The sequence below is a fragment of the Pseudoalteromonas sp. MB47 genome (assembly GCF_011319765.1).
Lineage (GTDB): Bacteria > Pseudomonadota > Gammaproteobacteria > Enterobacterales > Alteromonadaceae > Pseudoalteromonas > Pseudoalteromonas simplex.
The window spans coordinates 215,994-239,876 of sequence record NZ_VFBD01000004.1; the positions used below are offsets into that span (position 1 = coordinate 215,994).

Here is a 23,883-nt window from a genome sequence, read left to right on the forward strand (position 1 = left end):
AAAGGATTCATTTTTTAAGGAACCTGTTATGGATCGTCGGTGCTCTCTAGCAAGTAAAAAAACGCTAAGCTCTTTATTTGTTGCTCTATCAATGTTGGCTTTGCCAGTGACTGCTGAGCCTACAAAGCCACTCGAAACTCACCACGCTTTAATGGGCCAAGTTCTCAATGCACACCAACAAGCTCCCCTTACAGGTTTTGCACTTCATGTGATTGTTGATGATGGACATACTTTTTCAACGGTAAAGCAAAGTAAAGAAAATGCGCCGCAAGTTATTAACCCCAACAGTTTATTTAGAATTGCCAGCGTGACTAAAACCTTCACTGCAGCAACGGTGCTACGTTTGCATGAAGAAGGTAAATTAAATCTTGATACAACACTTGATAAGTTAATTTCTGACGACTTTTTTGCGCTTCTTGAAAGCGATGGCTATGCCCTTGATAAAATGACGCTTAAGCAAGTGCTGAGTCATACGGCAGGGCTATACGATCACGCTCAAAGCGATCAGTATTTAGCTGGCATAATGGCAAATCCGCAGCAAGATATTACGATGCGCGAGCAAATTAAAGGGTGTGTAGAGTGGGGCGACCCAGTTGGCAAACCTGGCGAGCTTTTTTCATATTCAGATACCGGATATGTGTTACTCGGCCATATTATTGAAAGAGTGACAGATTTACCCTTGCCTGAAGCGGTTCGTAAATACTTAAGTTTCGACAAAAATCATATTGAAAATGTGATCTGGGAACGGGGTGATTCAGTTGCTGTGGATGAGTCACGACGCGTGCATCAATACTTGTACGGCAACGACACCTTTAATTGGAGTCCAACTGTCGATTTATACGGTGGCGGTGGGCTTGTTGCCAGTCCAATCGGTATGGCTAAATTTTATCAGGCTTTATTTTCAGGTAAGGTCTTCAAACACCCAGAAACGCTCAAACTCATGCTCTCTAATAAAGGCTTACCTGCAGGTAGCCCTTATCGTTTAGGTGTATTTGCAAAAGAATATAACGGCACTTTGGTTTATCAACATGGTGGCTTTTGGGGCACTTTGGTGATGTATGAACCAACAACGCAGGTGGTGGTAGCAGGAGCTGTTACTCAGCAAAAAGACTATGCCCAGCTTGAAAAAGTGATGAGTGATTACTTAACATTACAAGCAAAATAAGCGCAATGAGTGTTACAATGACCCGTAACTTATTTCAGATTTAAATTAAATGTCTAAGCTTTGTTCAACTTGGTTGGTGATAATGTGTGTTTTGCTCTCTTTTGTAGGGCAGGTTATTGCGTCGCCGTCTGAGTTACCTTGTGAAAGTGAAGATATTTATCAGCTCGCTGCACTTGATAGCGCAACCATCCAAATCAGCCTGAGTGAAACTAATGATTGCTGCAATATCGATTGCTGTGAATTAGGGTGTTCTTGCATAGCAAGTTTATGCTCACCAATCTTGTATTTAGACCTTGAAGTTAAAAAAATTAAGCTGCCCTATTTTGCTGGTTTTCGATTCAGTGATCAGCAACACCCCCCGAACTTAATTGCACGGCAATTATATCGCCCACCCATTTTTACCTCTTAACCAAAACCTATAAGTTGGCATTTGCTCGCCTATAGGTGCTGGTTAATGAAAATTTATTTGTCATTACAATAAGCATTCTAAGAGGTAAAAATGCGTCAAAGACTATTTAAATTAGCCGCGGTTACACTGCTATTGCCATCGGCTGGTTATACAATTGCACATGAAGATGAACATCATCATGAAGAAAAAAGTATCGAGCGAATTCAGGTCAGAGCGTCACGTTTAGGGCGTATTGTGACAGAATCAGCTACTCGCACTGAGATTATTAACGGTGAAGAAGTTCAAGAAAAGGCATTAATGCGGCCTGGAAATATTTCGATGTTAGTTGCTGAAACAGGGGGGGTTAGGGTGCAAACAACATCACCATCACTAGGCAGCGCGAATATTCGTTTGCAAGGTTTGTATGGTCGATATACCCAGTTACTAAGCGATGGCTTGCCACTTTATGGTGGGCAAACGGCTTCGATTGGCCTTTTACAAATTCCACCTACTGATCTTGCAAATGTTGAGATAATTAAAGGTTCTGCCTCATCTTTATATGGTGGTTCAGCACTTGGTGGTGTAATTAACTTAATTTCGCGAACACCTGCCGACGAGTTTGGCGGCGAGGTATTGCTTAATGCGACATCTAAAGATGGCCAAGATGTAACAACCTATTTATCGGCCCCGATCAATGAGTCGTTCGCAAGCTCTTTGACAGCGGGCATTCATCATCAAGCAAAACAGGATCTGGATGATGATGGTTGGATAGATATGGCACAGTATGAACGGGTCACTGCAAGGCCTAGGCTTTACTATCAAGGCGAAAATGGAGAAAACCTCTACTTAACTCTTGGAGGGATGAAAGAACAGCGTAAAGGTGGCACTGAAGCTGGGGCTTTAATGCCTGATGGTCTGCCATTTGTGCAGCAGCAAGATACACTCAGAACAGACTTAGGTTTTGTTTATGATCAAGCATTAGCTGAAGAACTTGATTTAAATGTTCGTGGCTCAGCAATGGAACAAGATCATGATCACCAGTACGGTCAGGTATTTGAACAAGATAAGCATAATAGTTATTTACTTGAGTCGAGTGTGTCAGGTTATTTGCACAATACTGCTTGGTTGGTAGGTGTTGCATATCAAACAGAGCAGTTTTCCTCACAGACATTTTCGGCGTTTGATTATCGTTATGAGGTGCCAGGACTGTTTTCACAAATTGATTACCAAGCAACGGATGACTTATCAATGTCAGTGAGTGCTCGTGCAGATGATCACAGTGAGTATGGCAATCAATTTAGTCCTCGACTTTCTGTACTCTATAATCCAGAAAACTGGCTATTTAGAGGTGCATATGGCAAAGGGTATTTTGCACCAACTCCTTTTATTGAAGAAATTGATGAGGTCGGTTTATCACAGCTTGAGCCCATTAATGACTTACAAGCAGAGCAAGCAGATACAGCTTCATTCGATATTAGCTACATTGCTGGTAATTTAGAAACCAGCATAACGTTGTTTTCATCAAATATTGAGCATGTTACAGAGCTTGAAGCCTCTCAAGTTGGCAGTGAAAAAGCCGTTCGACTTGTAAACAGCCAAGGGCAAACACAAATCAGAGGCGCAGAGTTTTTAATACGCTATCGCTGGCATGATATTAAGTTTACCGGCAGCTATTTATATACCGATGCAACGAAGCAAAATCAGGCAGGGTATGGTCGCGAAAAACTCACTCTAACACCAGAGCACTCGGCTGGGCTGGTTGTAATGTGGGAGGAGCATGGCAGTCATCTAGTTGGTTTTGAAGCCTATTATACTGGTACTCAGCACCTTGAAGACAACCCTTACCTTGAACGAAGCAAACCATATTGGCACTTGGGGTTGTTAGGTCAAATAACCACGGGTAACGTAAGCTGGTTTGTAAACGCAGAGAACTTACTTAACGTTCGTCAAACAAAAGAACACCCGCTCACCTTGCCTGAGCAAGCTGTAAGTGGACGCTGGACAACTGATATATGGTCTCGAAATGACGGTTTTACCGTTAATGCAGGCATGCGAATTCAATTTGGTGGTTAATTAATAAATACCCAAGCCGCTCATACTTTGTTGGGTGGCTTACTTATTTTTAAACCAACACTCAAAAAACTCTATAAACGCTTTCACTTGCCGAGGTTGAAATTGCCTGCTTGGATATATCACCTGTAGGCCGACACTTTTTTTATCGCTGTGGCTAAAGCCTCGAACATACTCATCTAGTATCAAAATAAGGTCGCCTGTTTTGAGGTCATTTTTGATATCAATGTATGATTTTAAGGCTATGCCATGGCCTTGATTTGCCCAACGTCTTACCACCTCACCGTCTGAGCATGAAAGGTGGGGAGCTACTTTGATAGAAAAGTGCGTGTTATCTACCTCAAAATGCCAGTCATTTAGTGGTTGCCCAAGCCGCTCAAGTACAAGGCAACGATGATTTTTTAAATCTTCGGGATGTCTTGGCAAACCAAACGATTTTATATAGCTAGGTGAGGCGCATAGCACACGGCGGTTATTACATAGCGGGCGGCTAATCAAGTTACTATCAGGCAAATTGCCGAATCTAAATGCCAGATCAATACCTTCCTCAACAATATTGGTGACCCCATCTGTCAGTACTAAATGCGGTTTAACATTTGGGTGATTATTGATGAATTCTGCTAATGCGGGTGCAACAAACTGGCGACCAAAGTCTGATGTTGCAGAGAGTTTTAGCTGGCCTCTTAGGTTTTGTTGCGACTCTTGAAGTATGTTTTCTGTGTTTTCGACTTCTGCTAATACTCTTAAACAGCCACTATAAAAACGTTCACCTGCATCTGTTAAGGCAATACTGCGCGTATTACGCGTTAATAATCGCGTATCGTAATTTTGCTCAATTTTATTAATTCGTGCTGTCATACTTGCAGGCGAAAGCCCCAATTTTCTTCCCGCAGCGGCTAACCCTCCCGCTTTTACAACGTGAACAAAAAGCGCCATATCATCAATTTTTGACATTATTCTTCAGTTTTAATGAATACTGATTTAACTCTAAGGCTAATTATAAATTTAGTCAAAATAGTTAAACTCATTTCATCACTTGAAGGAGATAGAAATGCAGCTTAATCACGCTCTGCTTTTAGCAACGAATATCCAGCACATGGCTCAGTTTTTAGAGTCGTCGTTAGGCCTTAAAAAGGGGCCAAGGCCAGCATTTGGTTTTGATGGTGTTTGGTTATATGACGACTTGGATACGCCATGCATTCATATAGCAGCTAAGTTTGGCATAAATGAATCGCAATCTGATTACTTAAGCCAAGCTTCGGTATCAACAGAAGCAGTTGGCTTATCAACGGTTGACCACCTTGCTTTCTTTGCAACTGATTATCAAGAAGTTAAAGCACGGCTAAAAGCAACTTCAATACCATTCGTTGAGCGGGAAGTGCCGGCAGCGAATGAGCATCAAGTGTTTATTCAAGGGCCTGATGGATTAAAAATAGAAATTTTATTTACACGCAGCGAGCTTATTTAAAAGGTACACACATGAAAAATAGAGTATTTAATCCAGACCAAATTGGTCATCATAAAACCGCAAATAAAATAGTAATGGCTCCTATGACCCGTTCACGTACGGCTCAACCAGGTGATATTCCGACAAGTCTAATGGCAGAATATTATGCGCAACGAGCCAGTGCGGGTTTTATAGTATCAGAGGCGACGCAAATTTCTGCACAAGGAAAGGGCTACTCATTTACCCCCGGGATTTATACTGAAGAGCAAATCAACGGATGGCGCAAAGTAACGCAAGCCGTTCATCAGCACAATGGACTCATTTTTTCTCAGTTATGGCATGTTGGCAGAATGTCGCATAGTGTCTTTCATCCAGACGGCTTGCCGGTTGCACCAAGTGCTATTGCCCCAAATGCGCAAGTGTGGGTGGTTGATGAAAATGGCGAAGGCCAAATGCTTGATTGTCCTACACCACGTGAATTATCGACCAATGAAATAAAGGGCATCGTTCAAGACTATAAACAAGCTGCTTTAAATGCGATTGAAGCAGGGTTTGATGGCGTTGAGGTACATGCAGGTAATGGCTATTTAATTGATCAATTTCTAAGACAAACATCAAATAAACGTAGTGACGAATACGGCGGTAATATTGAAAATAGAGCAAAGTTCGCGCTGCAAATCATTACTGCAATTAGTCAAGCTATCGGCCCAGAAAAAACGGCTATTCGATTAGCACCTTTTATTACACAAAGAGGCATGGATGATCCGCAAGCAATCGATGTCATTCTATATTTAGCTAAAAAGTTTGATGAACTTGGCATTGCTTATCTGCATTTAGCGGAAGCTGATTGGGATGATGCTCCCCTCGTAACCGATGAGTTTAGAGTTAAATTACGTGAAAGCTTTAATGGAAAAATTGTGGTGGCAGGAAACTACACATTAGCAAAGGCCGATAAACTCATTGGTGAAGGCTTAGTTGACTATGTTGCATTTGGCAGAAAGTTTATTGCAAATCCAGATTTACCTTATCGCTTAGAGCACAATTTACCTCTAAATGAAATATCAGATCCTACTACTTTATTTGGTGGTGATGAGCAAGGTTACACAGACTATCCAGTATTTCAGGGGGAATAAATGATGAAATTTTTAAAGCCAATTTTAATTGCGTCGGTATTTGTTTTAAGTTGCTTAGGTGTTGCTCAGGCTAAGGAGGCAACATCTGCATTTTGGCCTGATGATGCTCAACTTGTGATCTCTATTTCGATGCAGTTTGAGGCCACAGCGCAAGACCAATCAGATCCGGGCCCGTTTCCACCGCAAGAGGTTGGATATCCTGACACTATTTCGCCTTCTTGGTACCAATACGGCATGAACGAGGGCATTCCTAGGCTGCTAGATTTATGGGATAAGCATGATATTAAAGTCACCTCTCATATGGTTGGCAGAGCTGTTGAGTTAAACCCTGAGTTAGCAAAAGAAGTGGTTCAACGCGGGCATGAAGCATCAGGGCACGGACAAACATGGACCCCTCAATACTCTATGAGTGAAGAACAAGAGCGACAGTCATACATAAAAAGTGCAAATATCATTGAAAAAGTAACAGGGCAGCGGCCTGTGGGCTTTAACGCTTTTTGGATGAGACATTCAAAAAATACCCTCAAAATCCTTAAAGAATTAGGTTTTATTTATCACATAGACGATTTATCTCGTGATGAGCCATCGCTAACACCTGTTGGAAGTGACGACATTGTTGTTGTTCCATACACGTTTAGAAACAACGATATAGTTCGGTACACTGGCAGCACAGCTATGACTGGTAAGGCATATTTACAAGAGCTTAAAGACGAGTTTGATGTGCTCTACAAAGAAGGCAAACAGCGCAGAAGGATGATGTCTATCAGTGCTCACGATAGATTAGCGGGCACTCCCGCCAGAGTGAAAGCGTTGGACGACTTTATAACCTATGCAAAGCAGCACAAAGGGGTTAAGTTTATGCGTAAAGATGACATAGCAAAATGGATGTTAAGCCAAGACAATGTGCCAAAAAATCAGCCCCGTACTTTTACAGAGGATTTGTTATGAAATACACAGTAACCTTTATTGCACTACTTTTATCTGGTTGCGCCTCACAGCAGCAAACGGGTGAGTTTGAGGATGTAGTAATCGCAGATCATCACTGTCCAGGGGAAATAGATCGAAGTTATAGCACCACGATTTATAGCTCTGACGAACCTGAAAAAGTTGGCAAAACTGAAGTTATAACGCGTTGCAATCCAGTTAAAACAGAAACTGAATTTGAAAGAGATTTAAGGCAGAAACATTAGCTTTTACGTATCGGTTATGGTGTGTCCAGTAAGGCTGCTATTGTTAAGCAGCCTTTAGCTAGGCTTTTAGTTGGCTTAACAAAAAACTAGTGTCTCACTTGTGTGCGCTTATGGGCGGGAGAAACACCCGTCCAGCTACTGTATGCGCGAACAAACGAATTTGTTTCGCTAAAACCGAGTAAAAAGGCGATTTCGATTATTGGTAACTCAGTTTGCATTAAGTAGTGCTGCGCAAGATCTTCTCGGACTTGCTGTAATACTTTTTGATAACTTTGCTTTTCAGTTGCTAGTTTTCGTTGTAGAGAGCGTTTGCTTAGTGCCAGCTCTGAGGCAACATGTTCAATGTTACTTTGCCCTTGAGGTAGGGATTTAAACAAAATACTTGATACCTTATCAGTAAGGCTTTGTTCGCTGATAACATCTTGCAGCTTACGTTTTAAATCTCCCTCAAAGCATGACAACATCACCTGATTACTGGTTAAAAATGGCGCTTTTGCATCTTCTGCTAAAAATGTCACGCTAGGGGTACTCCCCACTTTCAACGGGCAACCAAAGTAGGCTTCGTATTCCATAAGCTTTTCAGGTAGCTCTGGCACAATAACCGTAACAGGGTTAATTTGTTTTCGAGTAGCAAGGCGAGTGAGTTGTGTAAAAAATACCAGTTCAGCCAAGCTGTAGCACTTAGGCAGTGTATCAATAAAACCATAACAGCTTACTTGGGCTTTTGTATGGGTGTTGGTAATTTCAAGTGCTAGCTCCATAGGGCCAATTAGTGGTTTGTACTGTTGTAACCTCGCTAAAGCAGCATTTAAGTTTGGGCTACAAATAGCAGCAAAAATTGGTACGTCAAATGATTCTATTGTCATGACTTCGGCAAGTTTTAAGGGTAACTCAATGCCGTTTGCTGCTGTCTCTACACCCTGCCATAATTGGAAGTATTGAGCGGGCGTTAAGTATACTTTATCTTGAGAAAATAAACCTGAAGGCAACTGGGCATAAGCCAGTGCCTCTTCTAGGTTGATTTCTAAATCATTGAGTAATACTTGCCAGTTGGGAGGGATCAAAAACTTGCTGGCTCGTTTCATATTAGTTTCCGCTTTTTTCCATAAACTGACGAGAAATTTTTAACACAGTTTTGCGAGGCAATAAAGGGAGCACCCAATTGAGCATAAATTTAAGCGGCGCTTCATTAAAAGCAATTAACTGACCTTTTTGCATTGCCTTGTAACCACACAGTGCCACAGAATGCGCTGATTTAGCATTCTTCCAAGCATCTACCCCTTGTAGATCACCTGCTTCAACAAAGCCTGTTGCTACTGTTCCTGGGCATAACGCGGTGACCGTAATGTTTTTATCTTTTACTTCTTCTGCAATTGCTTGACTGAATGAAGTCACAAACGCTTTCGTTGCATAATATACCGCTTGCAGTGGGCCGGGCATAAAGGAAGCTGTAGACGAAATATTTAAAATTTTGCCACGATTTCGCTCAACCATGCCTTGTAAGTAATAGTGGCTTAGGTTTGTTAATGTCACAATATTAAGTTGCATCATCGTTTGTTCTGCACTGAGATCACGCTCATGAAACTTGCCATGTCCGCCAATGCCGGCATTATTCACCAAAATATCTATGTGCAAACCAAGTGCCTCAGTACGTGTAAAAACATACTCAGCTGAATCTGGCTTAGATAAATCGGCAGCAATAACCGTAACCTTTACGTTGTGTTTTGATTCAAGCTGTTGTTTAAGATCATTCAGTTTGTCTTCTGAACGAGCTACCAGCACTAAATTATCGCCATGCTGTGCGTGAATATTCGCAAGTTCTAAACCAATCCCGTTTGAGGCGCCAGTGATCAATGCTGTTGATGTCATATTTGTACTCCATTAATTTGAGCTGTTGTTTTGTTATATGCATGGTAGGCCATCTTTTGGTGTCACATGACATCAGATCGCGCCATCGTTATTGCAAAACGCGCCATTTATAAAATTCAGCTTGCAAATTCTATATAACAAAAATATTATATAACCAAATTGTTATGGAGTGAGTCGTGAAAGTTCTCTTTTTATGTACAGAAAATTCAGCCCGATCAATTATGGCTGAGGCGTTGCTTAAACATCATGGTAAAGGTGAGTTTGAGGTGTTTAGTGCGGGCACAGAACCTTATGCGGTAGACCCTCGTACGCTTGCTACGATTGAGCATTTTGGCCTAAAAACCGATGACTTACACTCAAAGCACTTAAATGATGTAACTAACCTGCATTTTGATTATGTCATTACATTGTGCGACAAGGCAGCTAAAGAATGTGCAAATCGTGTTGATGGCACACATTGTTTAGGCTGGGACTTTGTTGATCCAAAAACTCGCCCTGAACCTCACGCTTTTGAAAAAACGTTGCAAGAGATCAATGAGCGAATTAAGCAGTTTGTGCAATCCCATAACAAAGAAAAACCAGTATCGATTTCGCCAACTACATTTTATAAAGCGCTTGCAGATGATATTCGTTTAAAAAGCTTATTGCTTATCGCTGTTGAGCAAGAGGTTTGCGTATGCGAACTAATGACGGCACTTAACGAGCAGAGCCAACCAAAGGTTTCAAGGCATTTAGCGCAACTTAAAAAGCAGGGCATTTTGTCGGATAGAAAACACCAGCAGTGGGTGTTTTATTCTTTAAACCCGACTCTACCTATGTGGATGAAACAAACAATTACCTCGACCGTGGTAAACGAACCAAATTTCATAGAAAACGAGTTAGCAAGGCTAAATGCGATGGGCGATGATCGTCCAACCCGTGTTGCTCTTTGCTGCAATTAAGGACTAAAAATGGGTGTTTTTGAACGATATTTATCTGTATGGGTTGCTGCTGCTATTGCCATTGGTGTGGCGCTAGGGGTGATGTTTCCGCCTTTATTTGAGCTAATAGCGAAAGCCGAAGTGGCCCATGTAAACATTGTTGTTGCACTGTTTATTTGGGTAATGATCTACCCGATGATGGTGCAAGTTGATTTTTCAACGATTAAAGAAGTCGGTAAGAATCCAAAAGGGCTGATGCTCACTTTAATCATTAATTGGCTTATCAAACCGTTTTCAATGGCCGCATTAGGTTGGTTATTTTTTGAAGGGTTATTTGCTGATTTTGTTAGCCCTGAAACGGCGCAAGAATATATTGCAGGGATGATTTTACTCGGTGTTGCACCTTGCACGGCAATGGTGTTTGTGTGGTCACAACTAACCAAAGGCGATGCAAATTATACCTTAGTGCAAGTATCTGTGAACGACATCATTATGATTTTTGCTTTTGCACCTATTGCGGGGTTATTGCTGGGTGTATCTGATATTCATGTGCCTTGGCTTACACTGATGATTTCGGTTGTGCTGTATGTATTACTGCCACTTATTGCTGGTGTATTAACACGAAAAGCTCTTAATAATTCAGCACAAAATGAAGCTGCTGTGCAGTCATTTTTAGAGAAAGTTAAACCGTACTCAGTTGTCGGCTTATTGGCCACCGTGGTTTTGCTGTTTGGGTTTCAGGCGAACACGATTTTAGCCCAACCGCTTAACATTGTACTGATTGCTATTCCGCTTGTTTTGCAAACCTACGGTATTTTTGTAATCACCTATTTTATTGCGTTAAAGCTTAGGCTTAAGCACAACATTGCAGGGCCTGCATGTTTAATTGGTACTTCTAACTTTTTTGAGTTAGCGGTCGCAGTGGCTATTTCATTATTTGGTTTGCACTCGGGGGCAGCATTAGCAACCGTTGTTGGGGTGTTGGTCGAAGTACCTGTAATGCTGTCGTTGGTTGCAATCGTTAATAAAACAACACATTGGTTTAAAGAGTAATTGGGGAATCATAATGCAATCACATCCATTTGATATTTTACAGCTAGAAACTGGGGCATTTATTTTTACCCCTTGCCCTGGCATAAAAGGCGTTGGCTTATCACAGTCTGTTGCTGATTTAAAAGCGGCAGGTGCAAAAGCCATTATTACTCTAATGTACGATGAAGAGCTTATTAAAAATGGCGCGCAGCAGCTTGCAATCGAATGTGAGCAAGCCGGTCTTAGCTGGTTTCAATTACCTATTTTGGATGATGACGCGCCAAGCGAAGCGTTTAGTCTCGCTTTCAACAAACACCTTAACGACATTCTTGCCATCATAAAAAGTGGTGGTAGCGTGGCTGTACATTGTAAAGGCGGCTCAGGCCGTACAGGCTTAGTTATTGGTTTATTAATGCATGAGCTTGGCTATGCTAAAAACGACATAGTTACTCAAGTGCAGGCTATTCGCCCTAAATCGTTGCATAACCCAGTACAACGTTCATTTTTCGACAATTTTCAAAAAGTAGGAGCTTAACAATGGCAATTAAAGTAGGCATTAATGGTTTTGGCCGTATGGGTCGTTTATCGCTAAGAGCAGCGTTTGCATGGGACGACGTTGAGTTTGTGCAAATTAATGACCCAGCGGGTGATGCAGCTACACTGGCTCACTTACTAAAGTATGATTCGGTACACGGTATTTGGCCTCATGAGGTTGAAAGTAACGACAATGCTGTGATTATCGATGGCCACGAAATTAACGTTACGCAAAATAAAGCGATTGCAGACACTGATTGGTCTGGTTGCGATATCGTTATTGAAGCCTCAGGTAAAATGAAAAAAACCGAATTACTGCAAGCCTATCTTGATCAAGGAGTGAAAAAAGTTGTTGTCACTGCCCCTGTAAAAGAAGACGGCGTGTTGAACGTTGTAATGGGTGTAAACGATGATTTATACGATGTAAATCAACATGATATTGTTACAGCAGCATCGTGCACTACCAACTGTTTAGCGCCTGTGGTTAAAGTATTGCAAGAGAAAATTGGTATCAAACATGGTTCAATGACGACCATTCACGATATTACTAACACGCAAACTATCTTAGATGCGCCCCATAAAGATTTACGCCGTGCTCGCGCATGTGGCATGAGCTTAATTCCAACTACAACCGGCTCTGCAACGGCGATCACACATATTTTCCCTGAACTTAAAGGCAAATTAAACGGCCACGCGGTTCGTGTGCCTTTAGCAAATGCATCAATCACAGACTGTGTGTTTGAAGTTGAAAAGCCAACTACCGCTGAGCAAATTAACCAGTGGATGCAAGAAGCCGCAGCAGGTGAGCTAAAAGGCATTTTGGGCTATGAAGAAAAGCCACTTGTTTCTATCGATTACAAAACCGACCCACGCTCAAGCATTGTTGATGCGTTATCAACCATGGTTGTCAACGAGACACAAGTTAAGCTGTATGTTTGGTACGATAACGAGTGGGGTTATGCAAACCGCACTGCCGAACTTGCCCGTAAAGTTGCGTTATCACTAAAAGGTTAAAAGCAATGACGCGTTTGGCTAATCTTCCCGCTGATATAAAGCAGTACTTAATTGTCACCGGGAATTACTGGGCATTTACGCTAACAGATGGCGCATTGAGAATGTTGGTGGTACTGCATTTTCATGCGCTTGGCTACTCGCCTTTGAGTATTGCCATGCTGTTTTTGTTTTATGAGATTTTTGGTGTTGTCACTAACTTAGTGGGCGGCTATTTAGGCGCAAGGCTTGGTTTAAATAAAACCATGAACATTGGCCTTGCCATACAGGTTGCAGCCTTGTTCATGTTGGCAGTCCCTCCTGAATGGCTGAGTGTTGCCTATGTGATGTTGGCGCAGGCGCTGTCGGGCATTGCCAAAGATCTCAATAAAATGAGCGCTAAAAGCTCAATTAAAATGCTGGTTGCTAGTGGCCAAGAAGGCACCTTGTTTAAATGGGTAGCGATACTAACAGGCTCTAAAAACGCATTAAAAGGTGTGGGCTTCTTTTTAGGTGGCTTACTACTGACATTAATGTCGTTTAAAGGCGCAATGCTAACCATGGCTGCCACCTTGCTGGTGGTGTGGTGTTTTAGTATTTATGCACTTAAAAATGATTTAGGCAAAGCTAAAAACAAACCTAAGTTTAACGAGATATTTTCAAAGAGTAGTTCAATCAATATCTTGTCGGCCGCGAGGTTGTTTTTGTTTGGTGCGCGTGATGTTTGGTTTGTAGTTGCACTTCCGGTGTTTTTATCACAAGCCTTTGATTGGGATCACTGGACTGTGGGTGCCTTCTTAGCTAGTTGGGTCATTGGTTATGGGGCTGTGCAATCTTTTGCTCCTAAAATCATTAAGCTCAATAAGCAAACATCACCAAGCGCAGAAACAGTTAAGTGGGCATCCTTGCTTGCTGTAGTCACCTTAGTCATTGCCCTTGCTATTGGCTTTGAGTGGGCTGTAAAACCAATGCTGATAGGCGGGTTGATGTTATTTGGTGTGTTATTCGCGATTAACTCATCTTTGCACAGCTACTTGATTGTGAGCATGGCTGACGCCGATGGCGTATCACTTGATGTTGGGTTTTACTATATGGCTAATGCCATGGGTCGCTTAATTGGCACTGTGTTGTCGGGCTTAGTGTTTCAACTTTATGGCTTAGCAGCTTGTTTAGCTATCTCACTGTTATTTATTGTAATTACCGCCCTTATATCGACTAAATTGCCAAAACAAATTTAGTTGAATCTAAACACGCCCTATAAAGGTAAGCTTTCTTGCTTACCTTATTTTCTTAAATTATTTTGCAAAAATATTTGACCTGTCTACAGCTTTACACTTCATACTTATTGTATTCAAAAGCCTTATAGGCCTATTTCATCATGTATTTAATTTCAGAGTTAGCAGCAAAGCTGGGTTTGTCGCGCACGGCTGTGTTGTATTACGAGAAGCTTAAAATTATTCAAGGGCGCAGGCTTGCAAATGGTTATCGCTATTATAGCGAGGCTGATTTACAACGCTTGGTTTTGATCCAGCAGTTACAAAGCGCGGGGTTAACCTTAAAAGAATGTCAGAGCTGTTTAGATGTAGAGCTAGATAAAGTGATTTTGCAACAGCGCTTAGCGCAACTTGAAGATGAAATTACCGCTAAGTTACAAGCCAAAGATTTATTACTGAGTTTGCTTGGCGAACGCTCTCAAAAACACTTACATGATGAGCTGAATAAGCGTGCGCCAAGTGCGCATTTAAATTGGTTGTTAAAGCAAGGATACACAGAAAAAGAGGCATTGCGGCTTCGTTGGTTATCAAAAGATATGAGTGACCATGAAAGCTACATGCACGATTTTATGACTGTGTTTGAGCCATTAGAGCGATGGGGGCCTGGTAGCGAAAAAGCTACATTAAAAGCCATTGCTGCTGTTCCTAACAATGCCAAGCAAATTTTAGAAATTGGCTGTGGTAAAGGTTCATCAACATTACTAATCGCCAAGCAAACTGATGCCAAGATCACGGCTTTAGATAATGAGTCATCGGCACTTGCTTATTTACAGGAGCGATTGCACAAAGAGCAATTGGCTGAGCATGTGTCTTTGACGTGCGCATCGATGACTGCGCTGCCTTTTAAAGCAAATTCATTCGATGTTATTTGGGCTGAAGGGTGCGTGTATGTCATGGGGATGCAGAATGCATTATCAAGCTGGAAACCGTTTCTTCGCCGTGATGGGGTAATTGTGGTCAGTGATTTAGTTTGGCTTAACAGCCAGCCTGAAATGGCGGTTAAAGAGTACTGGCAAGCGAATTACCCAGATATGCAATCAATCGAAAGCCGCGTTGCTTTATTTGATGAGCTTGGATATGAGCTTATAGAGCAGTTTTCGCTGGATCAGCAAGCTTGGCAAAACTATTGGCAACCACTTAAGGCGCGCCTTGCTGAGTTAGCGCCATCGATAAGTGAGTCTCAAGCTGTAAAAGACATACAAACAGAAATTGCCCTTTACGAAAATGAGACTGGGCAAAATTTTACTTATCACTATTTTATTTTAAAACTTAAGGAGTCTAAGTGAATTTTTCAATTTACGAACAGAGCCAAAAAAACGAGATTATTGCGCTTTATTTGGCAACATTTAGTGCATCAGAGTCAAAACAAGAAGGCGAGCAAGTTGCCCGTTTAGTCACTGACTTTTTAGCTGAGCCATTTCCATCAACTGATTTATATGTGTTTGTAGCGAAAGATGAGCAACGGATCGTCGGCGCTATTGTGCTGTCGCGTTTACAGTTTACGCACGCTAAAGAGGTGTTTTTGCTCTCACCTGTTGCAGTGGCAACGGATTGTCAAGGACAAGGCATCGGACAAAAGCTGATCCAATTCGGCTGTGATAAGTTAGCTGAACATAATGTTAGCCTAGTGATGACCTATGGTGATATCAACTTTTATGGAAAAGTCGGGTTTTCCGTTGTGAGTGAAGAAATTATTCAAGCACCTCATAACTTATCTTACCCAAAAGGCTGGCTAGCTAAACCGGTTTTAGATGACGAAATTTTGCCAATTACTGGTAAGCCAAGTTGCCTAAAACCACTCGATAACCCTGCGCTTTGGTAAACATTATGCAAACACCTTCACTGATAGAATTAGGCATGCGACCTTTCTTTCAACAACAGCTGAATTTAGATGAGCTAGAAAACAGCCATTTAGGGCGTGTTGTTGAGCATCACAAAACAGAGGTCGTTTTCAAAAATGGTTAATACTGTTCAAAAGCAAAATAGGTCAATTAAAAAGACTCAAGAGTGACCGCTAGTTGGTTGTTGCTAAACGGTTTTTTGCAACGAAAACAATGAGCCAAATAGCAACAACGGTTTCTAGCCAAATTAATACATGCATTGCGGTTGTCATAACGTTATCGCTATCAACCGCATAATGCAGTACCGATAACATGTTCATCGCAGCATAAAGATAGAGCAGCCACATGGCGTGTTTAATGCGTTGCTTAGCTAAACAGAGCAGCGCATATAAGCCAACAAAAGTCATGAGAAACCAAAAGTAGTCGACCGCGTTTGCTGCAAGCCAATCAGGTTCAGGATAGTGCTCAAAATACATAATATTGTGCACATAATGCAAAATACTGGCGAGAAAGTTCGCGAGTACAATAAAGAGTAAACGAGCGTGTTGTTTAAATAGCACTGCTTTGTTTTGCATTATGAGTCTCATTTAACGCGGTTAATATGTCATGCCAAATTGCTTGATTATGTTTTCTGAAATAGCCAAAGTGGCCTACTTTTTTAGCGGGTAATTGTGCAGATTGATAACGCTTAAAAGCAATTGGGTGTTTGCTGGTTACATTGCGCCAAAAGTTATGCACGTTTTGCTCGGTACAGATTTCATCATCGTCAGCGGTAAAGACATAGGTAGGAATATCAAAGTTTTTATAGGTACCTTCGGCAATCGATTTACCGTAAAATTTATTCGAGAAAAACAACTGCTTTTCTCTACACCACGCTGACCATTCACGCGTAAAGCCAACGGGTAAGTCTTCCATAAAATTCATTTTTTTAGCGGGCACGTATTTAAATAATGCCCCCGTAATCGGCGAAAATAAACGAAAGAAGAAGTTAGCTTTAATACGGTAACCGGTTGGCATATAACCAAAGTATCCGGCAGAAACTGCAACCGCAACAAGGGCATCAAGCTTTTGGTAATTGGCAGCTAAACCTATTTGCTGACCGCCAGCACTATGACCAACGCAATAAAGTGGCAGAGTTGGATTGATGCTTTTAGCTTTATCAATCATGGCAGGCATATCAAAGCGGCCAATGTCTGAATATTGATAACTACAGCCTTTTAACTGGCTTGTTTTCGATTCGCAAAAGCCACGGTAATTCCAAACAACCACATCGAAACCTTGGCTGACTAAAAACTCTGCAAACGGTAAATAGTAGGTGGTTTTTGTTGCTGTACCTGGGTTTAATAGCACCGTTGCTTTAGGGTTGTTGGCCGCAAAGTGAGTGCCATTTAAAGTGACGTTATCGGCTGTTTTAACACTAATCGATGTATTCATTTTTTTATTAGTATTGATAGAAGAATGCGTTGAGCATAAACTGTGGAGCTTACTCTACAGTCAAGCGTATTTTTATGAAAACCAAGCAAGTCACGCAATTAACCGGCCTCACCAAAGACACCATTCGTTTTTATGAAAAAGAGCAGTTGATCCCGCCACCTTCAAGAGATGTGAATGGCTATCGTATTTATAGTGAAAAAACAGTTGAGCAGCTCAACATGATCACAATGGCTAAAAACCTAGGCTTCACTTTAAAAGAGATTAAAGATCTTACACAGCTACTTGGCAAAAACAACTTAACTCAGCAAGCTATGGCCGCCAAATTGATTGAAAAAAGTAAAGAAATAGACGCCAAAATCACTGAGCTGACGAACATAAAAACCTTAATCGACCATGCGTTAAAAGGCATGTGTGAGTATAAAGATAAGTTAAGCTAATCACGTTTGGCATATAACTAGCTCTAAATAAAATAGTTTTGAATTGGTCTTTATTGCTGGTGCTATATAAATGATTCAATGTAAAGCAATCAATTCTACGCGATATAAAATCGTCGCTACAATTTTGCTAACTTGCTAAAAATTCATTTTTTAGCCATGCGATCAATTGTTGAATGCTGGTATGTTTTAATTTGTCAGCTTTGCAGGCATAGAAAAATGACTGCTGCGGATGGATTACTGCATTGCCTAGCTGCACTAATTCGCCATATTCGAGCTTTTCTAAAACAAATTGCTTATGGGTAACCAGTAGGCCAAGTTCTCTCGTTACAGCTTGCAATGCTTGAGCTGTGGTTTCAAAAGAGCGGTTTTTTTGTGCTTTAGGGCAGGCAATGTGGTTATGCTCTGCCCAAATCTGCCAGTTATTGTTTCTGCGTGCATTAAGCACTTGAATGGCGGGAAAGCGGTTTAATAGTTCATTGATGTTGTTTGTAGTTTCTGACTTTAATAATGTAGGGCTGCAAACTAAAACAAGTTCATCATCTGCTAATTTCTCACAGTGGTACTTTTGCCAATTTTGCGGATCGCCTTGAAAAATAGCCATATCGATATTGCGTCTTTCGAGATCAACATCACCTACAAAGTTTGATAAGCGAATATCTAACTCAGCATAACAATTTTGTAGCTTATCAACTCGTGGTATCCACCAATGTAATGCCAAAGAATTCACCATGTTGAGTGAAATTGAATGATGATCTTTGTCTTTATTTTTAACCTCTTCGCTTGCTGAAATGATGGCCTGAACGGCGGGCGAAACGCGCTGATAATAAAGTTTCCCAGCATCATTTAAATACACTTGTCTGCCAACCCTATCGAACAGTTTTACCTCAAGCTGTTGTTCAAGAGACTTGATAGCTTGGCTGATAGCCGAGTGACTAACGTGAATTGAATCTGCGGCTTTAACCATGCTGCCAGTCTCTGCAACAGCAATGAAACTGTATAAGGATTTGAGCGGGATATTGTGTTTCATATGTTAGTTTTTCTTACATATTAATGCGGTTTTATTCGCTTTTTTATAATTTCAGCAGAGCGTATCGTGAGTGTCATCTACTCGCTTTATAAACAATGTAAATGAATATTAGTCACCGCTCTAGTGCGTTAATGCTGCTATCTACCCTCACTCTAGCACTGAATGGACTGGTTACCCAGCTGTTAACCCCCATGCTGCCAATTATTTTACTGTTATTCTTAAGGTTGCTCTTACCTGGTTGTTTAATGTTAGCAACAGCGCGAGCACGGTTTTGGCATTATGTTAGTTTTTCTGCATTAAAAAATGTGATGCTACGTGCTGTTTTTATCACCTTGTGCCAAGGGTTTTTTATTTTAGCACTTTACAAACTTACGTTAATTGAGGCAGTTGTGTTGTTTAGCACCGGGCCTTTGTTTATCCCATTGCTTGAAAGTGTGGTGTATAAGCGAGAAATCGACTTGTTTGTCGTGCCGACTTTGTTGTTAATGATGATAGGGCTGATCATTCAAAGTATGACCGACCAAGGGATTACGTTACGTTGGGAGCTATTAATTGGTCTGGCAGCTGGCTTTTTTAATGCTTGCTCGCAATTGTGTTTATTTCAAATTAGTAAAGAGAAAACCCCGGTTCTGGTTGCTAATGGTTTTTGCTTTTTAATTGCAGCACTATTCAGTACGCTATTTTTCATTCTGCCGCTGTTCGTTGGTGGGCTAAATGCTGAGCTCGCAGCAGGCAGCTTGGTGGTTGAGAGTGCTTGGTTATTATTAGGCTTATTAGTGTTATTAGCGGTATTTAGTAGTGCTACGCAATACTTTAGAAGCTCTGCATATAAACTAGTTACTACCGGCTCTGAACTAGCGCCGCTGATTTATACGTCAGTGGTGTTTTCATACCTTCTTCAGTTAACCATTCTAGATAGCCCGATAAATGGGCAGCAATTAGTTGGGATTAGTTTTATTGTTATTGCTTGTTTAATGCAAACAAAGCGAAACCGCAGTTAAGTTTCGCTTTCATCCTTGTTTTCTTGTAACTTACTGAGCAACAAAAATAATAAGTAGGTTGTTATGTCTGGGTATGCTTTTGTTAGGCAAGGAGTAAAGCCATTTTTAATTGTGGTTTTGGTATTGTTGTTCGTTATTTATATATATTCTTCACGAGAAGCTGCAATCTTTGCAACCAATTCAGAGTCATCAAATGATACAACAGCTTCGCAGCACGTTGAGGCACAAGCAAACATATCAGCCACAAAGCCTGATACGAGTTTGTTAGCTGATGAATCTGCTGAGCAAGGGAGTGAAGCCAATGATAGCCGTGAATTTATTATCAAAAATGCACCGAAATGGCGTTTTGATGGTGTGTTTATTGACCATTTTACTGAGCTAAAGCAACGCGCTAAGCAAGGTGATGCTGAGGCTAGCTATCTCATCGCACAAAATCTTAAGTATTGTTTTAATGCTCCTTTAGATGCTGAGGCGTTTGAGGCAACATTAGCCGAAAGCTATGAGTTTAGCGATGCTGGTGATACGCAAAACCGTGTTTTAGAAAAATATGAGTATTGCCAAGGGTTAGATTTAGCAACGCGGCGGTCTTTTTACCGTTATTTGGCAATGGCAGCAGAACAGGGCTCTGCCTTTGCGCAGCAAACGTTTGCTGGGCTAACTCCCGAATTTTACATGAAGTCGCAATTTCCTGAGAAGTTGTCACGTGCCGAGTTCATCAAAAATCGTGATGGTTTTAAAGAGCGTAAAACCGTATTTTTAGAGCAAGCAGCGAAGCAGGGCAGTGAACAAGCGCTGATGAGTTTAGCGAGCATGTATTACAGCGAACAAGTTGGTGAGCATAGTGCAGCAAAAGCCTACGCTATAAATCGACTCATTATGGAAATCACGCAAAATAACGATGTGTATAATCGTTATGCGTGGTTTGAGCAAAGACAATACCCGACACTTTCAGATGAAGAGCTGAGTATCGCGAACAATTTGTTTGATCAATGGCTTTTGCAAATAAAGCAAAATGGTACATTATATCTAAAGCACTGAGTACCCAAAGAATTAATAACCCAAAGCAAGGATAGCAATGATGTTTGAACCAAACTATACAAGTTACACTCTTGAAGAGCTGTTAGATTGCAAAGCGAATATAGACGCACAAGCATGGCCCGATCGTCTAAGAAACATCGAAAACGCGTTGAGTGTTTATGCCAGTCAATCTGCTGAGCACGAAAAGCAGTACAAACAAGCTGTGTTTAATGCGTATTGTGAGACGTTACGCCACGATCTAACCATCAGTATCGACGATAATATTCTTTGGTTTTTAAGGCCGTTTTCTAAGCGAGCTAAAGATATTACCCCCAGTACGTTTGCTGGCGAAGTTTGCCCACTTTGCAAAGGAAATCTTAACGCAACCACATGGGCTGCTGGCTGGCAATTGAGCTGTGAAAATTGTCAAGTTACAGGGATTGTTGTAGAACATTTGAGCTTCTAAATAACAAGTAAAAAAGGAACAATTAGAGCTTTAATTGTATGACTTTTAGTTATATAGTCTGTGCCTAACCTTAGGGGAGTAGTCTCTTAGATTAAGATGAACGTCAACAGTCTCCGAACCAATGTTCGTGGCGTTCATGTCCGCAAGCCGGATTGACAAGACCTAAGGCACGTATTGGGTTCAATGGGCGACCTTGATGCGTGTCTTATTGTTCTTCGCCCTAAGGAACCGTCTCGTGCTTGTTACATTTCTAGACCATTTATATGGTTATTTCTGTCCTCTTAAATCGGTTTATTTATCACATTTTGCTTTGCAACCCTTCTGTTGGAGAGCACTATGACCTTGTTTATCCTTGCCATTTTAGTTGGTTTTGTATTGCTGATTTGGAGCGCTGATCGCTTTGTTGATGGTGCAGCTGTAAGCGCAAAATATGCAGGTATACCTAGTTTACTCATTGGTATGATTGTGGTTGGGTTTGGTACGTCGGCTCCTGAGATGTTGGTATCGGCCATGGCTGCTGCTGATGGCAGCCCAGAGCTTGCTTTAGGTAATGCGCTGGGGTCAAACATTGTCAATATTGGGCTTATACTAGGGATAACAGCGCTGATTGCCCCGATTGCTGTTCACTCTAATATCGTTAAAAAAGAACTCCCACTATTGCTTGTGGTGAGTGTGCTATTTGCATTACTGATTTTTGATGGTGGCTTATCACGTTTTGACGCAGGTGTATTGTTACTTGGATTTTTTAGTTTTATGGGGTGGAGTATTTATTCTGGCCTTAAAAGCAAAAAAGACAGCTTAGCAACAGATGTTGAGCAAGAACTTAACGTGCAAACAATGTCACTTAAAGCAGCTATTGTTTGGCTGGTAGTTGGGCTTGTTGTACTCATTATTAGCTCAAGGCTATTGGTATGGGGGGCAGTCAGTATTGCTGAGATTATGGGTATTAGCGACCTCATTATCGGTCTCACAATTGTGGCACTTGGCACTTCGCTCCCTGAACTTGCAGCTTCAATTGCCGCAGCCAGAAAAGGTGAACACGACATTGCCATTGGTAATGTGATTGGCTCAAACATATTTAATATCTTGGCCGTCACAGGTATTGCAGGGATGATAGCGCCAGCTGATAACCTTTCACCGGATCTATTATCGCGAGATTGGCTGGCGATGTTCTCTCTTTCAATATTTTTATTAATTTTTGCTTATGGGCACCGAGGTATTGGCAGGGTAAATCGCGCTGAAGGTATTGGTTTATTGCTGATTTTTATTGCCTATAACGCATGGCTTTTCTTTTCAATTTATCAATAAATGCAATTTCGAATTTAAAAAAATCAAGGATCTTTATGAAACAAACCCTCAATGAGTTTTGGCTCAATAACTCAGAAACAATCATAGCGCTAGGGTATAAATTGATACTCGCAATTGTTATTTTAATTGCCAGTGCAGTGCTTGCTAAGTCAGTGAAAAAGACTATCAAAAACTCCAACGCGACGCTTAAAAAAGTTGATAATACCTTGCTGCCTATTTTGTCGTCTGTGGCAGGTTATGCCGTGTATATTATTGGCGGGGTGTTTATTTTAGATATCTTTGGCGTGAATACGGCAAGCCTTATTGCCCTAATGGGGGCAGCAGGTTTGGCGATAGGTTTAGCCCTTAAAGACACTTTAAGTAATATTGCAGCGGGCATGATGTTGCTTATATTAAGGCCGTTTAAAGTTGGTGACTTTGTTGAAATAGGCTCGATGCAAGGTACTGTCTCTGAGGTAAACCTATTCACCAGTGTTTTTCAAACCATTGATGGTCTTTATATCGCCTCACCTAATGGCATTGTGTGGGGTAACAATATTAAAAACTTCACACGAAATGGCAAACGCCGAATGGATATTGTTGTGGGTATTTCATATGCCGATTCAATCGATGATGGCTTTGCGGTGCTAAAAGATATTGCCGCGAACGAAAGCCGTTTACTGAGTGAACCGGCGGCGCAAGTGATGGTGACAGCCATGGCTGAGAGCTCGGTGAATATTCAGCTAAGAGCATGGGCTAAAAATGAAGACTATTGGCAAACCTATTGGGATTTAAACAAACGTGTCAAAGAGTCAATCGAGAAAGCTGGCCTGACAATTCCTTTCCCACAACGTACTTTACACATACCTGAAGGCGTGGTGACAAAGAAGTAACTTTACTAATGTTAGTAAGTAAATCTGGTTAGTCGATTTACTTACTATGCTTCTTTAAGCTTTTTTAACAAACTTAGCGGTCACCATCATTTCACCTACGCCATCGACTTTACAGTCTAATTCGTGGTCTTTTTTATCTAGCACACGGCGGATCACGGCTTTGGTGCCAATTTTAATAACTTGCGAGCTGCCTTTAATTTTTAAATCTTTAGCAACGGTCACTTTGTCGCCATCAGCCAATAAAGTGCCGTTAGCATCTTTCACATTGATCACATCATCGGTATCAACCGCATTGGGGTCCCACTCGTGAGCACACTCTGGGCAAACTAAATTGTTTTGATCTTCATACACGTATTCAGAGTTACATTGTGGGCAAGGAGGAAAAGACATAAATGGCACCATGGTTAATTATAAAAGCGTATTTTAATGGCTTATTCACAGCATTGCGAGTTTATCTAAAGCACCTCA

27 protein-coding genes are annotated in these 23,883 nt (G+C 41.3%); 20 read left to right on the forward strand and 7 right to left on the reverse strand.

The genetic code is table 11. The features are described from left to right. Window positions 1-28: 28 nt before the first annotated feature. Both IMPJCBKJ_RS01580 and IMPJCBKJ_RS01585 read left to right on the forward strand, forming a co-directional pair. Window positions 29-1,165, forward strand: a complete 1,137-nt coding sequence (locus IMPJCBKJ_RS01580; protein WP_166338366.1) for a serine hydrolase domain-containing protein — start codon at window positions 29-31, stop codon at window positions 1,163-1,165. A gap of 499 nt (window positions 1,166-1,664) precedes the next feature. After that, window positions 1,665-3,626: a TonB-dependent receptor gene (locus IMPJCBKJ_RS01585; protein ID WP_166338368.1), complete on the forward strand. Its 1,962-nt coding sequence runs from the start codon at window positions 1,665-1,667 to the stop codon at window positions 3,624-3,626. A 39-nt stretch (window positions 3,627-3,665) separates the two neighbouring features. Here IMPJCBKJ_RS01585 and IMPJCBKJ_RS01590 read toward each other — a convergent pair whose 3' ends face one another. Further along, window positions 3,666-4,577 carry a LysR family transcriptional regulator gene (locus IMPJCBKJ_RS01590; RefSeq protein WP_206004043.1) on the reverse strand — a complete coding sequence of 304 codons (912 nt, stop codon included), beginning with the start codon at window positions 4,575-4,577 and terminating at the stop codon, window positions 3,666-3,668. A gap of 97 nt (window positions 4,578-4,674) precedes the next feature. Between IMPJCBKJ_RS01590 and IMPJCBKJ_RS01595 the strand changes: the two genes are divergently transcribed. Genes IMPJCBKJ_RS01595 through IMPJCBKJ_RS01610 form a run of 4 tightly spaced genes read left to right on the forward strand, consistent with a single transcriptional unit; the run spans window position 4,675 to window position 7,393 of the window. Then, window positions 4,675-5,091 carry a lactoylglutathione lyase gene (locus IMPJCBKJ_RS01595; protein ID WP_166338370.1) on the forward strand — a complete coding sequence of 139 codons (417 nt, stop codon included), beginning with the start codon at window positions 4,675-4,677 and terminating at the stop codon, window positions 5,089-5,091. 11 nt (window positions 5,092-5,102) lie between these two features. After that, the gene (locus IMPJCBKJ_RS01600; protein WP_166338372.1) at window positions 5,103-6,203 is read left to right on the forward strand and encodes an alkene reductase; all 1,101 of its coding nucleotides are present in this window, start codon (window positions 5,103-5,105) and stop codon (window positions 6,201-6,203) included. Next, complete coding sequence (locus IMPJCBKJ_RS01605; protein WP_240920975.1) at window positions 6,204-7,151, forward strand: polysaccharide deacetylase family protein; 948 nt, start codon at window positions 6,204-6,206, stop codon at window positions 7,149-7,151. Further along, window positions 7,148-7,393, forward strand: a complete 246-nt coding sequence (locus IMPJCBKJ_RS01610) for a hypothetical protein (protein ID WP_166338374.1) — start codon at window positions 7,148-7,150, stop codon at window positions 7,391-7,393. Before IMPJCBKJ_RS01605 ends, IMPJCBKJ_RS01610 begins: the two co-directional genes overlap by 4 nt. Before the next feature lie 86 nt (window positions 7,394-7,479). Here the strand turns inward: IMPJCBKJ_RS01610 and IMPJCBKJ_RS01615 are convergent, their stop codons facing one another. Together IMPJCBKJ_RS01615 and IMPJCBKJ_RS01620 are read right to left on the reverse strand one after the other, a co-directional pair. Next, window positions 7,480-8,478, reverse strand: coding sequence for an AraC family transcriptional regulator (locus IMPJCBKJ_RS01615; protein ID WP_166338376.1), 999 nt, complete (start codon window positions 8,476-8,478; stop codon window positions 7,480-7,482). Window position 8,479: 1 nt separating this feature from the next. After that, entirely contained in the window at window positions 8,480-9,262 is a 783-nt protein-coding gene (locus tag IMPJCBKJ_RS01620) for an SDR family oxidoreductase (RefSeq protein WP_166338378.1), read from the reverse strand. A 176-nt stretch (window positions 9,263-9,438) separates the two neighbouring features. On the opposite strand from IMPJCBKJ_RS01620, the gene IMPJCBKJ_RS01625 reads away from it, so the two are divergent. The 8 genes from IMPJCBKJ_RS01625 (at window position 9,439) to IMPJCBKJ_RS01660 (ending at window position 15,977) form a co-directional block, all read left to right on the forward strand. Next, a complete protein-coding gene (locus IMPJCBKJ_RS01625; protein WP_166338381.1) occupies window positions 9,439-10,203 on the forward strand; it encodes a metalloregulator ArsR/SmtB family transcription factor in 765 nt (254 codons plus the stop codon). Window positions 10,204-10,212: 9 nt separating this feature from the next. Next, entirely contained in the window at window positions 10,213-11,235 is a 1,023-nt protein-coding gene (gene arsB / locus IMPJCBKJ_RS01630) for an ACR3 family arsenite efflux transporter (protein ID WP_166338383.1), read from the forward strand. A 13-nt stretch (window positions 11,236-11,248) separates the two neighbouring features. Beyond that, window positions 11,249-11,749, forward strand: coding sequence for a dual specificity protein phosphatase family protein (locus tag IMPJCBKJ_RS01635; protein ID WP_166338385.1), 501 nt, complete (start codon window positions 11,249-11,251; stop codon window positions 11,747-11,749). A gap of 2 nt (window positions 11,750-11,751) precedes the next feature. Next, window positions 11,752-12,762, forward strand: a complete 1,011-nt coding sequence (locus tag IMPJCBKJ_RS01640; RefSeq protein WP_166338387.1) for an ArsJ-associated glyceraldehyde-3-phosphate dehydrogenase — start codon at window positions 11,752-11,754, stop codon at window positions 12,760-12,762. 5 nt (window positions 12,763-12,767) lie between these two features. Next, a complete protein-coding gene (gene arsJ, locus IMPJCBKJ_RS01645; RefSeq protein WP_166338389.1) occupies window positions 12,768-13,976 on the forward strand; it encodes an organoarsenical effux MFS transporter ArsJ in 1,209 nt (402 codons plus the stop codon). Window positions 13,977-14,116: 140 nt separating this feature from the next. Next, window positions 14,117-15,298, forward strand: coding sequence for a MerR family transcriptional regulator (locus IMPJCBKJ_RS01650; RefSeq protein ID WP_166338391.1), 1,182 nt, complete (start codon window positions 14,117-14,119; stop codon window positions 15,296-15,298). Next, complete coding sequence (locus tag IMPJCBKJ_RS01655) at window positions 15,295-15,834, forward strand: N-acetyltransferase (RefSeq protein ID WP_138617910.1); 540 nt, start codon at window positions 15,295-15,297, stop codon at window positions 15,832-15,834. The genes IMPJCBKJ_RS01650 and IMPJCBKJ_RS01655 overlap by 4 nt, the downstream gene beginning before the upstream one ends. A gap of 5 nt (window positions 15,835-15,839) precedes the next feature. Then, window positions 15,840-15,977 carry a hypothetical protein gene (locus IMPJCBKJ_RS01660; RefSeq protein ID WP_206004046.1) on the forward strand — a complete coding sequence of 46 codons (138 nt, stop codon included), beginning with the start codon at window positions 15,840-15,842 and terminating at the stop codon, window positions 15,975-15,977. Window positions 15,978-16,026: 49 nt separating this feature from the next. Here IMPJCBKJ_RS01660 and IMPJCBKJ_RS01665 read toward each other — a convergent pair whose 3' ends face one another. Next, window positions 16,027-16,428 carry a hypothetical protein gene (locus IMPJCBKJ_RS01665; RefSeq protein WP_138617908.1) on the reverse strand — a complete coding sequence of 134 codons (402 nt, stop codon included), beginning with the start codon at window positions 16,426-16,428 and terminating at the stop codon, window positions 16,027-16,029. Continuing rightward, window positions 16,403-17,287 carry an alpha/beta fold hydrolase gene (locus tag IMPJCBKJ_RS01670; protein ID WP_166338393.1) on the reverse strand — a complete coding sequence of 295 codons (885 nt, stop codon included), beginning with the start codon at window positions 17,285-17,287 and terminating at the stop codon, window positions 16,403-16,405. Before IMPJCBKJ_RS01670 ends, IMPJCBKJ_RS01665 begins: the two co-directional genes overlap by 26 nt. Before the next feature lie 74 nt (window positions 17,288-17,361). Between IMPJCBKJ_RS01670 and IMPJCBKJ_RS01675 the strand changes: the two genes are divergently transcribed. Continuing rightward, window positions 17,362-17,724, forward strand: coding sequence for a MerR family transcriptional regulator (locus IMPJCBKJ_RS01675; RefSeq protein WP_054553508.1), 363 nt, complete (start codon window positions 17,362-17,364; stop codon window positions 17,722-17,724). Window positions 17,725-17,851: 127 nt separating this feature from the next. Here IMPJCBKJ_RS01675 and IMPJCBKJ_RS01680 read toward each other — a convergent pair whose 3' ends face one another. Further along, window positions 17,852-18,751 carry a LysR family transcriptional regulator gene (locus IMPJCBKJ_RS01680; RefSeq protein ID WP_166338395.1) on the reverse strand — a complete coding sequence of 300 codons (900 nt, stop codon included), beginning with the start codon at window positions 18,749-18,751 and terminating at the stop codon, window positions 17,852-17,854. Window positions 18,752-18,852: 101 nt separating this feature from the next. Between IMPJCBKJ_RS01680 and IMPJCBKJ_RS01685 the strand changes: the two genes are divergently transcribed. The 5 genes from IMPJCBKJ_RS01685 to IMPJCBKJ_RS01705 all read left to right on the forward strand — a co-directional run bounded on the left by IMPJCBKJ_RS01685 (window position 18,853) and on the right by IMPJCBKJ_RS01705 (window position 23,415). After that, window positions 18,853-19,752, forward strand: coding sequence for an EamA/RhaT family transporter (locus tag IMPJCBKJ_RS01685; protein ID WP_166338397.1), 900 nt, complete (start codon window positions 18,853-18,855; stop codon window positions 19,750-19,752). Window positions 19,753-19,815: 63 nt separating this feature from the next. Further along, entirely contained in the window at window positions 19,816-20,790 is a 975-nt protein-coding gene (locus tag IMPJCBKJ_RS01690) for a hypothetical protein (RefSeq protein ID WP_166338399.1), read from the forward strand. 37 nt (window positions 20,791-20,827) lie between these two features. Further along, window positions 20,828-21,235 carry a hypothetical protein gene (locus tag IMPJCBKJ_RS01695; protein ID WP_166338401.1) on the forward strand — a complete coding sequence of 136 codons (408 nt, stop codon included), beginning with the start codon at window positions 20,828-20,830 and terminating at the stop codon, window positions 21,233-21,235. Window positions 21,236-21,571: 336 nt separating this feature from the next. Next, window positions 21,572-22,543 carry a calcium/sodium antiporter gene (locus tag IMPJCBKJ_RS01700; protein WP_166338403.1) on the forward strand — a complete coding sequence of 324 codons (972 nt, stop codon included), beginning with the start codon at window positions 21,572-21,574 and terminating at the stop codon, window positions 22,541-22,543. Window positions 22,544-22,578: 35 nt separating this feature from the next. Next, window positions 22,579-23,415: a mechanosensitive ion channel domain-containing protein gene (locus IMPJCBKJ_RS01705; protein ID WP_166338405.1), complete on the forward strand. Its 837-nt coding sequence runs from the start codon at window positions 22,579-22,581 to the stop codon at window positions 23,413-23,415. 54 nt (window positions 23,416-23,469) lie between these two features. Here the strand turns inward: IMPJCBKJ_RS01705 and IMPJCBKJ_RS01710 are convergent, their stop codons facing one another. Then, complete coding sequence (locus IMPJCBKJ_RS01710; protein ID WP_054553514.1) at window positions 23,470-23,805, reverse strand: zinc ribbon domain-containing protein YjdM; 336 nt, start codon at window positions 23,803-23,805, stop codon at window positions 23,470-23,472. Window positions 23,806-23,883: the final 78 nt, after the last annotated feature.

Excerpts from the sequence above, each read along its gene's own strand:
- IMPJCBKJ_RS01635 (WP_166338385.1), top strand. The coding sequence starts at position 11,249 with ATGCAATCACATCCATTTGATATTTTACAGCTAGAAACTGGGGCATTT.
- IMPJCBKJ_RS01590 (WP_206004043.1), bottom strand. The coding sequence starts at position 4,577 with ATGTCAAAAATTGATGATATGGCGCTTTTTGTTCACGTTGTAAAAGCG.
- IMPJCBKJ_RS01710 (WP_054553514.1), bottom strand. The coding sequence starts at position 23,805 with ATGTCTTTTCCTCCTTGCCCACAATGTAACTCTGAATACGTGTATGAA.
- IMPJCBKJ_RS01585 (WP_166338368.1), top strand. The coding sequence starts at position 1,665 with ATGCGTCAAAGACTATTTAAATTAGCCGCGGTTACACTGCTATTGCCA.
- IMPJCBKJ_RS01685 (WP_166338397.1), top strand. The coding sequence starts at position 18,853 with ATGAATATTAGTCACCGCTCTAGTGCGTTAATGCTGCTATCTACCCTC.
- IMPJCBKJ_RS01650 (WP_166338391.1), top strand. The coding sequence starts at position 14,117 with ATGTATTTAATTTCAGAGTTAGCAGCAAAGCTGGGTTTGTCGCGCACG.
- IMPJCBKJ_RS01670 (WP_166338393.1), bottom strand. The coding sequence starts at position 17,287 with ATGAATACATCGATTAGTGTTAAAACAGCCGATAACGTCACTTTAAAT.
- IMPJCBKJ_RS01610 (WP_166338374.1), top strand. The coding sequence starts at position 7,148 with ATGAAATACACAGTAACCTTTATTGCACTACTTTTATCTGGTTGCGCC.
- IMPJCBKJ_RS01675 (WP_054553508.1), top strand. The coding sequence starts at position 17,362 with ATGAAAACCAAGCAAGTCACGCAATTAACCGGCCTCACCAAAGACACC.
- IMPJCBKJ_RS01665 (WP_138617908.1), bottom strand. The coding sequence starts at position 16,428 with ATGCAAAACAAAGCAGTGCTATTTAAACAACACGCTCGTTTACTCTTT.
- IMPJCBKJ_RS01660 (WP_206004046.1), top strand. The coding sequence starts at position 15,840 with ATGCAAACACCTTCACTGATAGAATTAGGCATGCGACCTTTCTTTCAA.
- IMPJCBKJ_RS01690 (WP_166338399.1), top strand. The coding sequence starts at position 19,816 with ATGTCTGGGTATGCTTTTGTTAGGCAAGGAGTAAAGCCATTTTTAATT.
- IMPJCBKJ_RS01600 (WP_166338372.1), top strand. The coding sequence starts at position 5,103 with ATGAAAAATAGAGTATTTAATCCAGACCAAATTGGTCATCATAAAACC.
- IMPJCBKJ_RS01580 (WP_166338366.1), top strand. The coding sequence starts at position 29 with ATGGATCGTCGGTGCTCTCTAGCAAGTAAAAAAACGCTAAGCTCTTTA.
- arsJ (WP_166338389.1), top strand. The coding sequence starts at position 12,768 with ATGACGCGTTTGGCTAATCTTCCCGCTGATATAAAGCAGTACTTAATT.
- IMPJCBKJ_RS01700 (WP_166338403.1), top strand. The coding sequence starts at position 21,572 with ATGACCTTGTTTATCCTTGCCATTTTAGTTGGTTTTGTATTGCTGATT.
- arsB (WP_166338383.1), top strand. The coding sequence starts at position 10,213 with ATGGGTGTTTTTGAACGATATTTATCTGTATGGGTTGCTGCTGCTATT.
- IMPJCBKJ_RS01680 (WP_166338395.1), bottom strand. The coding sequence starts at position 18,751 with ATGAAACACAATATCCCGCTCAAATCCTTATACAGTTTCATTGCTGTT.
- IMPJCBKJ_RS01615 (WP_166338376.1), bottom strand. The coding sequence starts at position 8,478 with ATGAAACGAGCCAGCAAGTTTTTGATCCCTCCCAACTGGCAAGTATTA.
- IMPJCBKJ_RS01640 (WP_166338387.1), top strand. The coding sequence starts at position 11,752 with ATGGCAATTAAAGTAGGCATTAATGGTTTTGGCCGTATGGGTCGTTTA.
- IMPJCBKJ_RS01605 (WP_240920975.1), top strand. The coding sequence starts at position 6,204 with ATGATGAAATTTTTAAAGCCAATTTTAATTGCGTCGGTATTTGTTTTA.
- IMPJCBKJ_RS01705 (WP_166338405.1), top strand. The coding sequence starts at position 22,579 with ATGAAACAAACCCTCAATGAGTTTTGGCTCAATAACTCAGAAACAATC.
- IMPJCBKJ_RS01620 (WP_166338378.1), bottom strand. The coding sequence starts at position 9,262 with ATGACATCAACAGCATTGATCACTGGCGCCTCAAACGGGATTGGTTTA.
- IMPJCBKJ_RS01595 (WP_166338370.1), top strand. The coding sequence starts at position 4,675 with ATGCAGCTTAATCACGCTCTGCTTTTAGCAACGAATATCCAGCACATG.
- IMPJCBKJ_RS01695 (WP_166338401.1), top strand. The coding sequence starts at position 20,828 with ATGATGTTTGAACCAAACTATACAAGTTACACTCTTGAAGAGCTGTTA.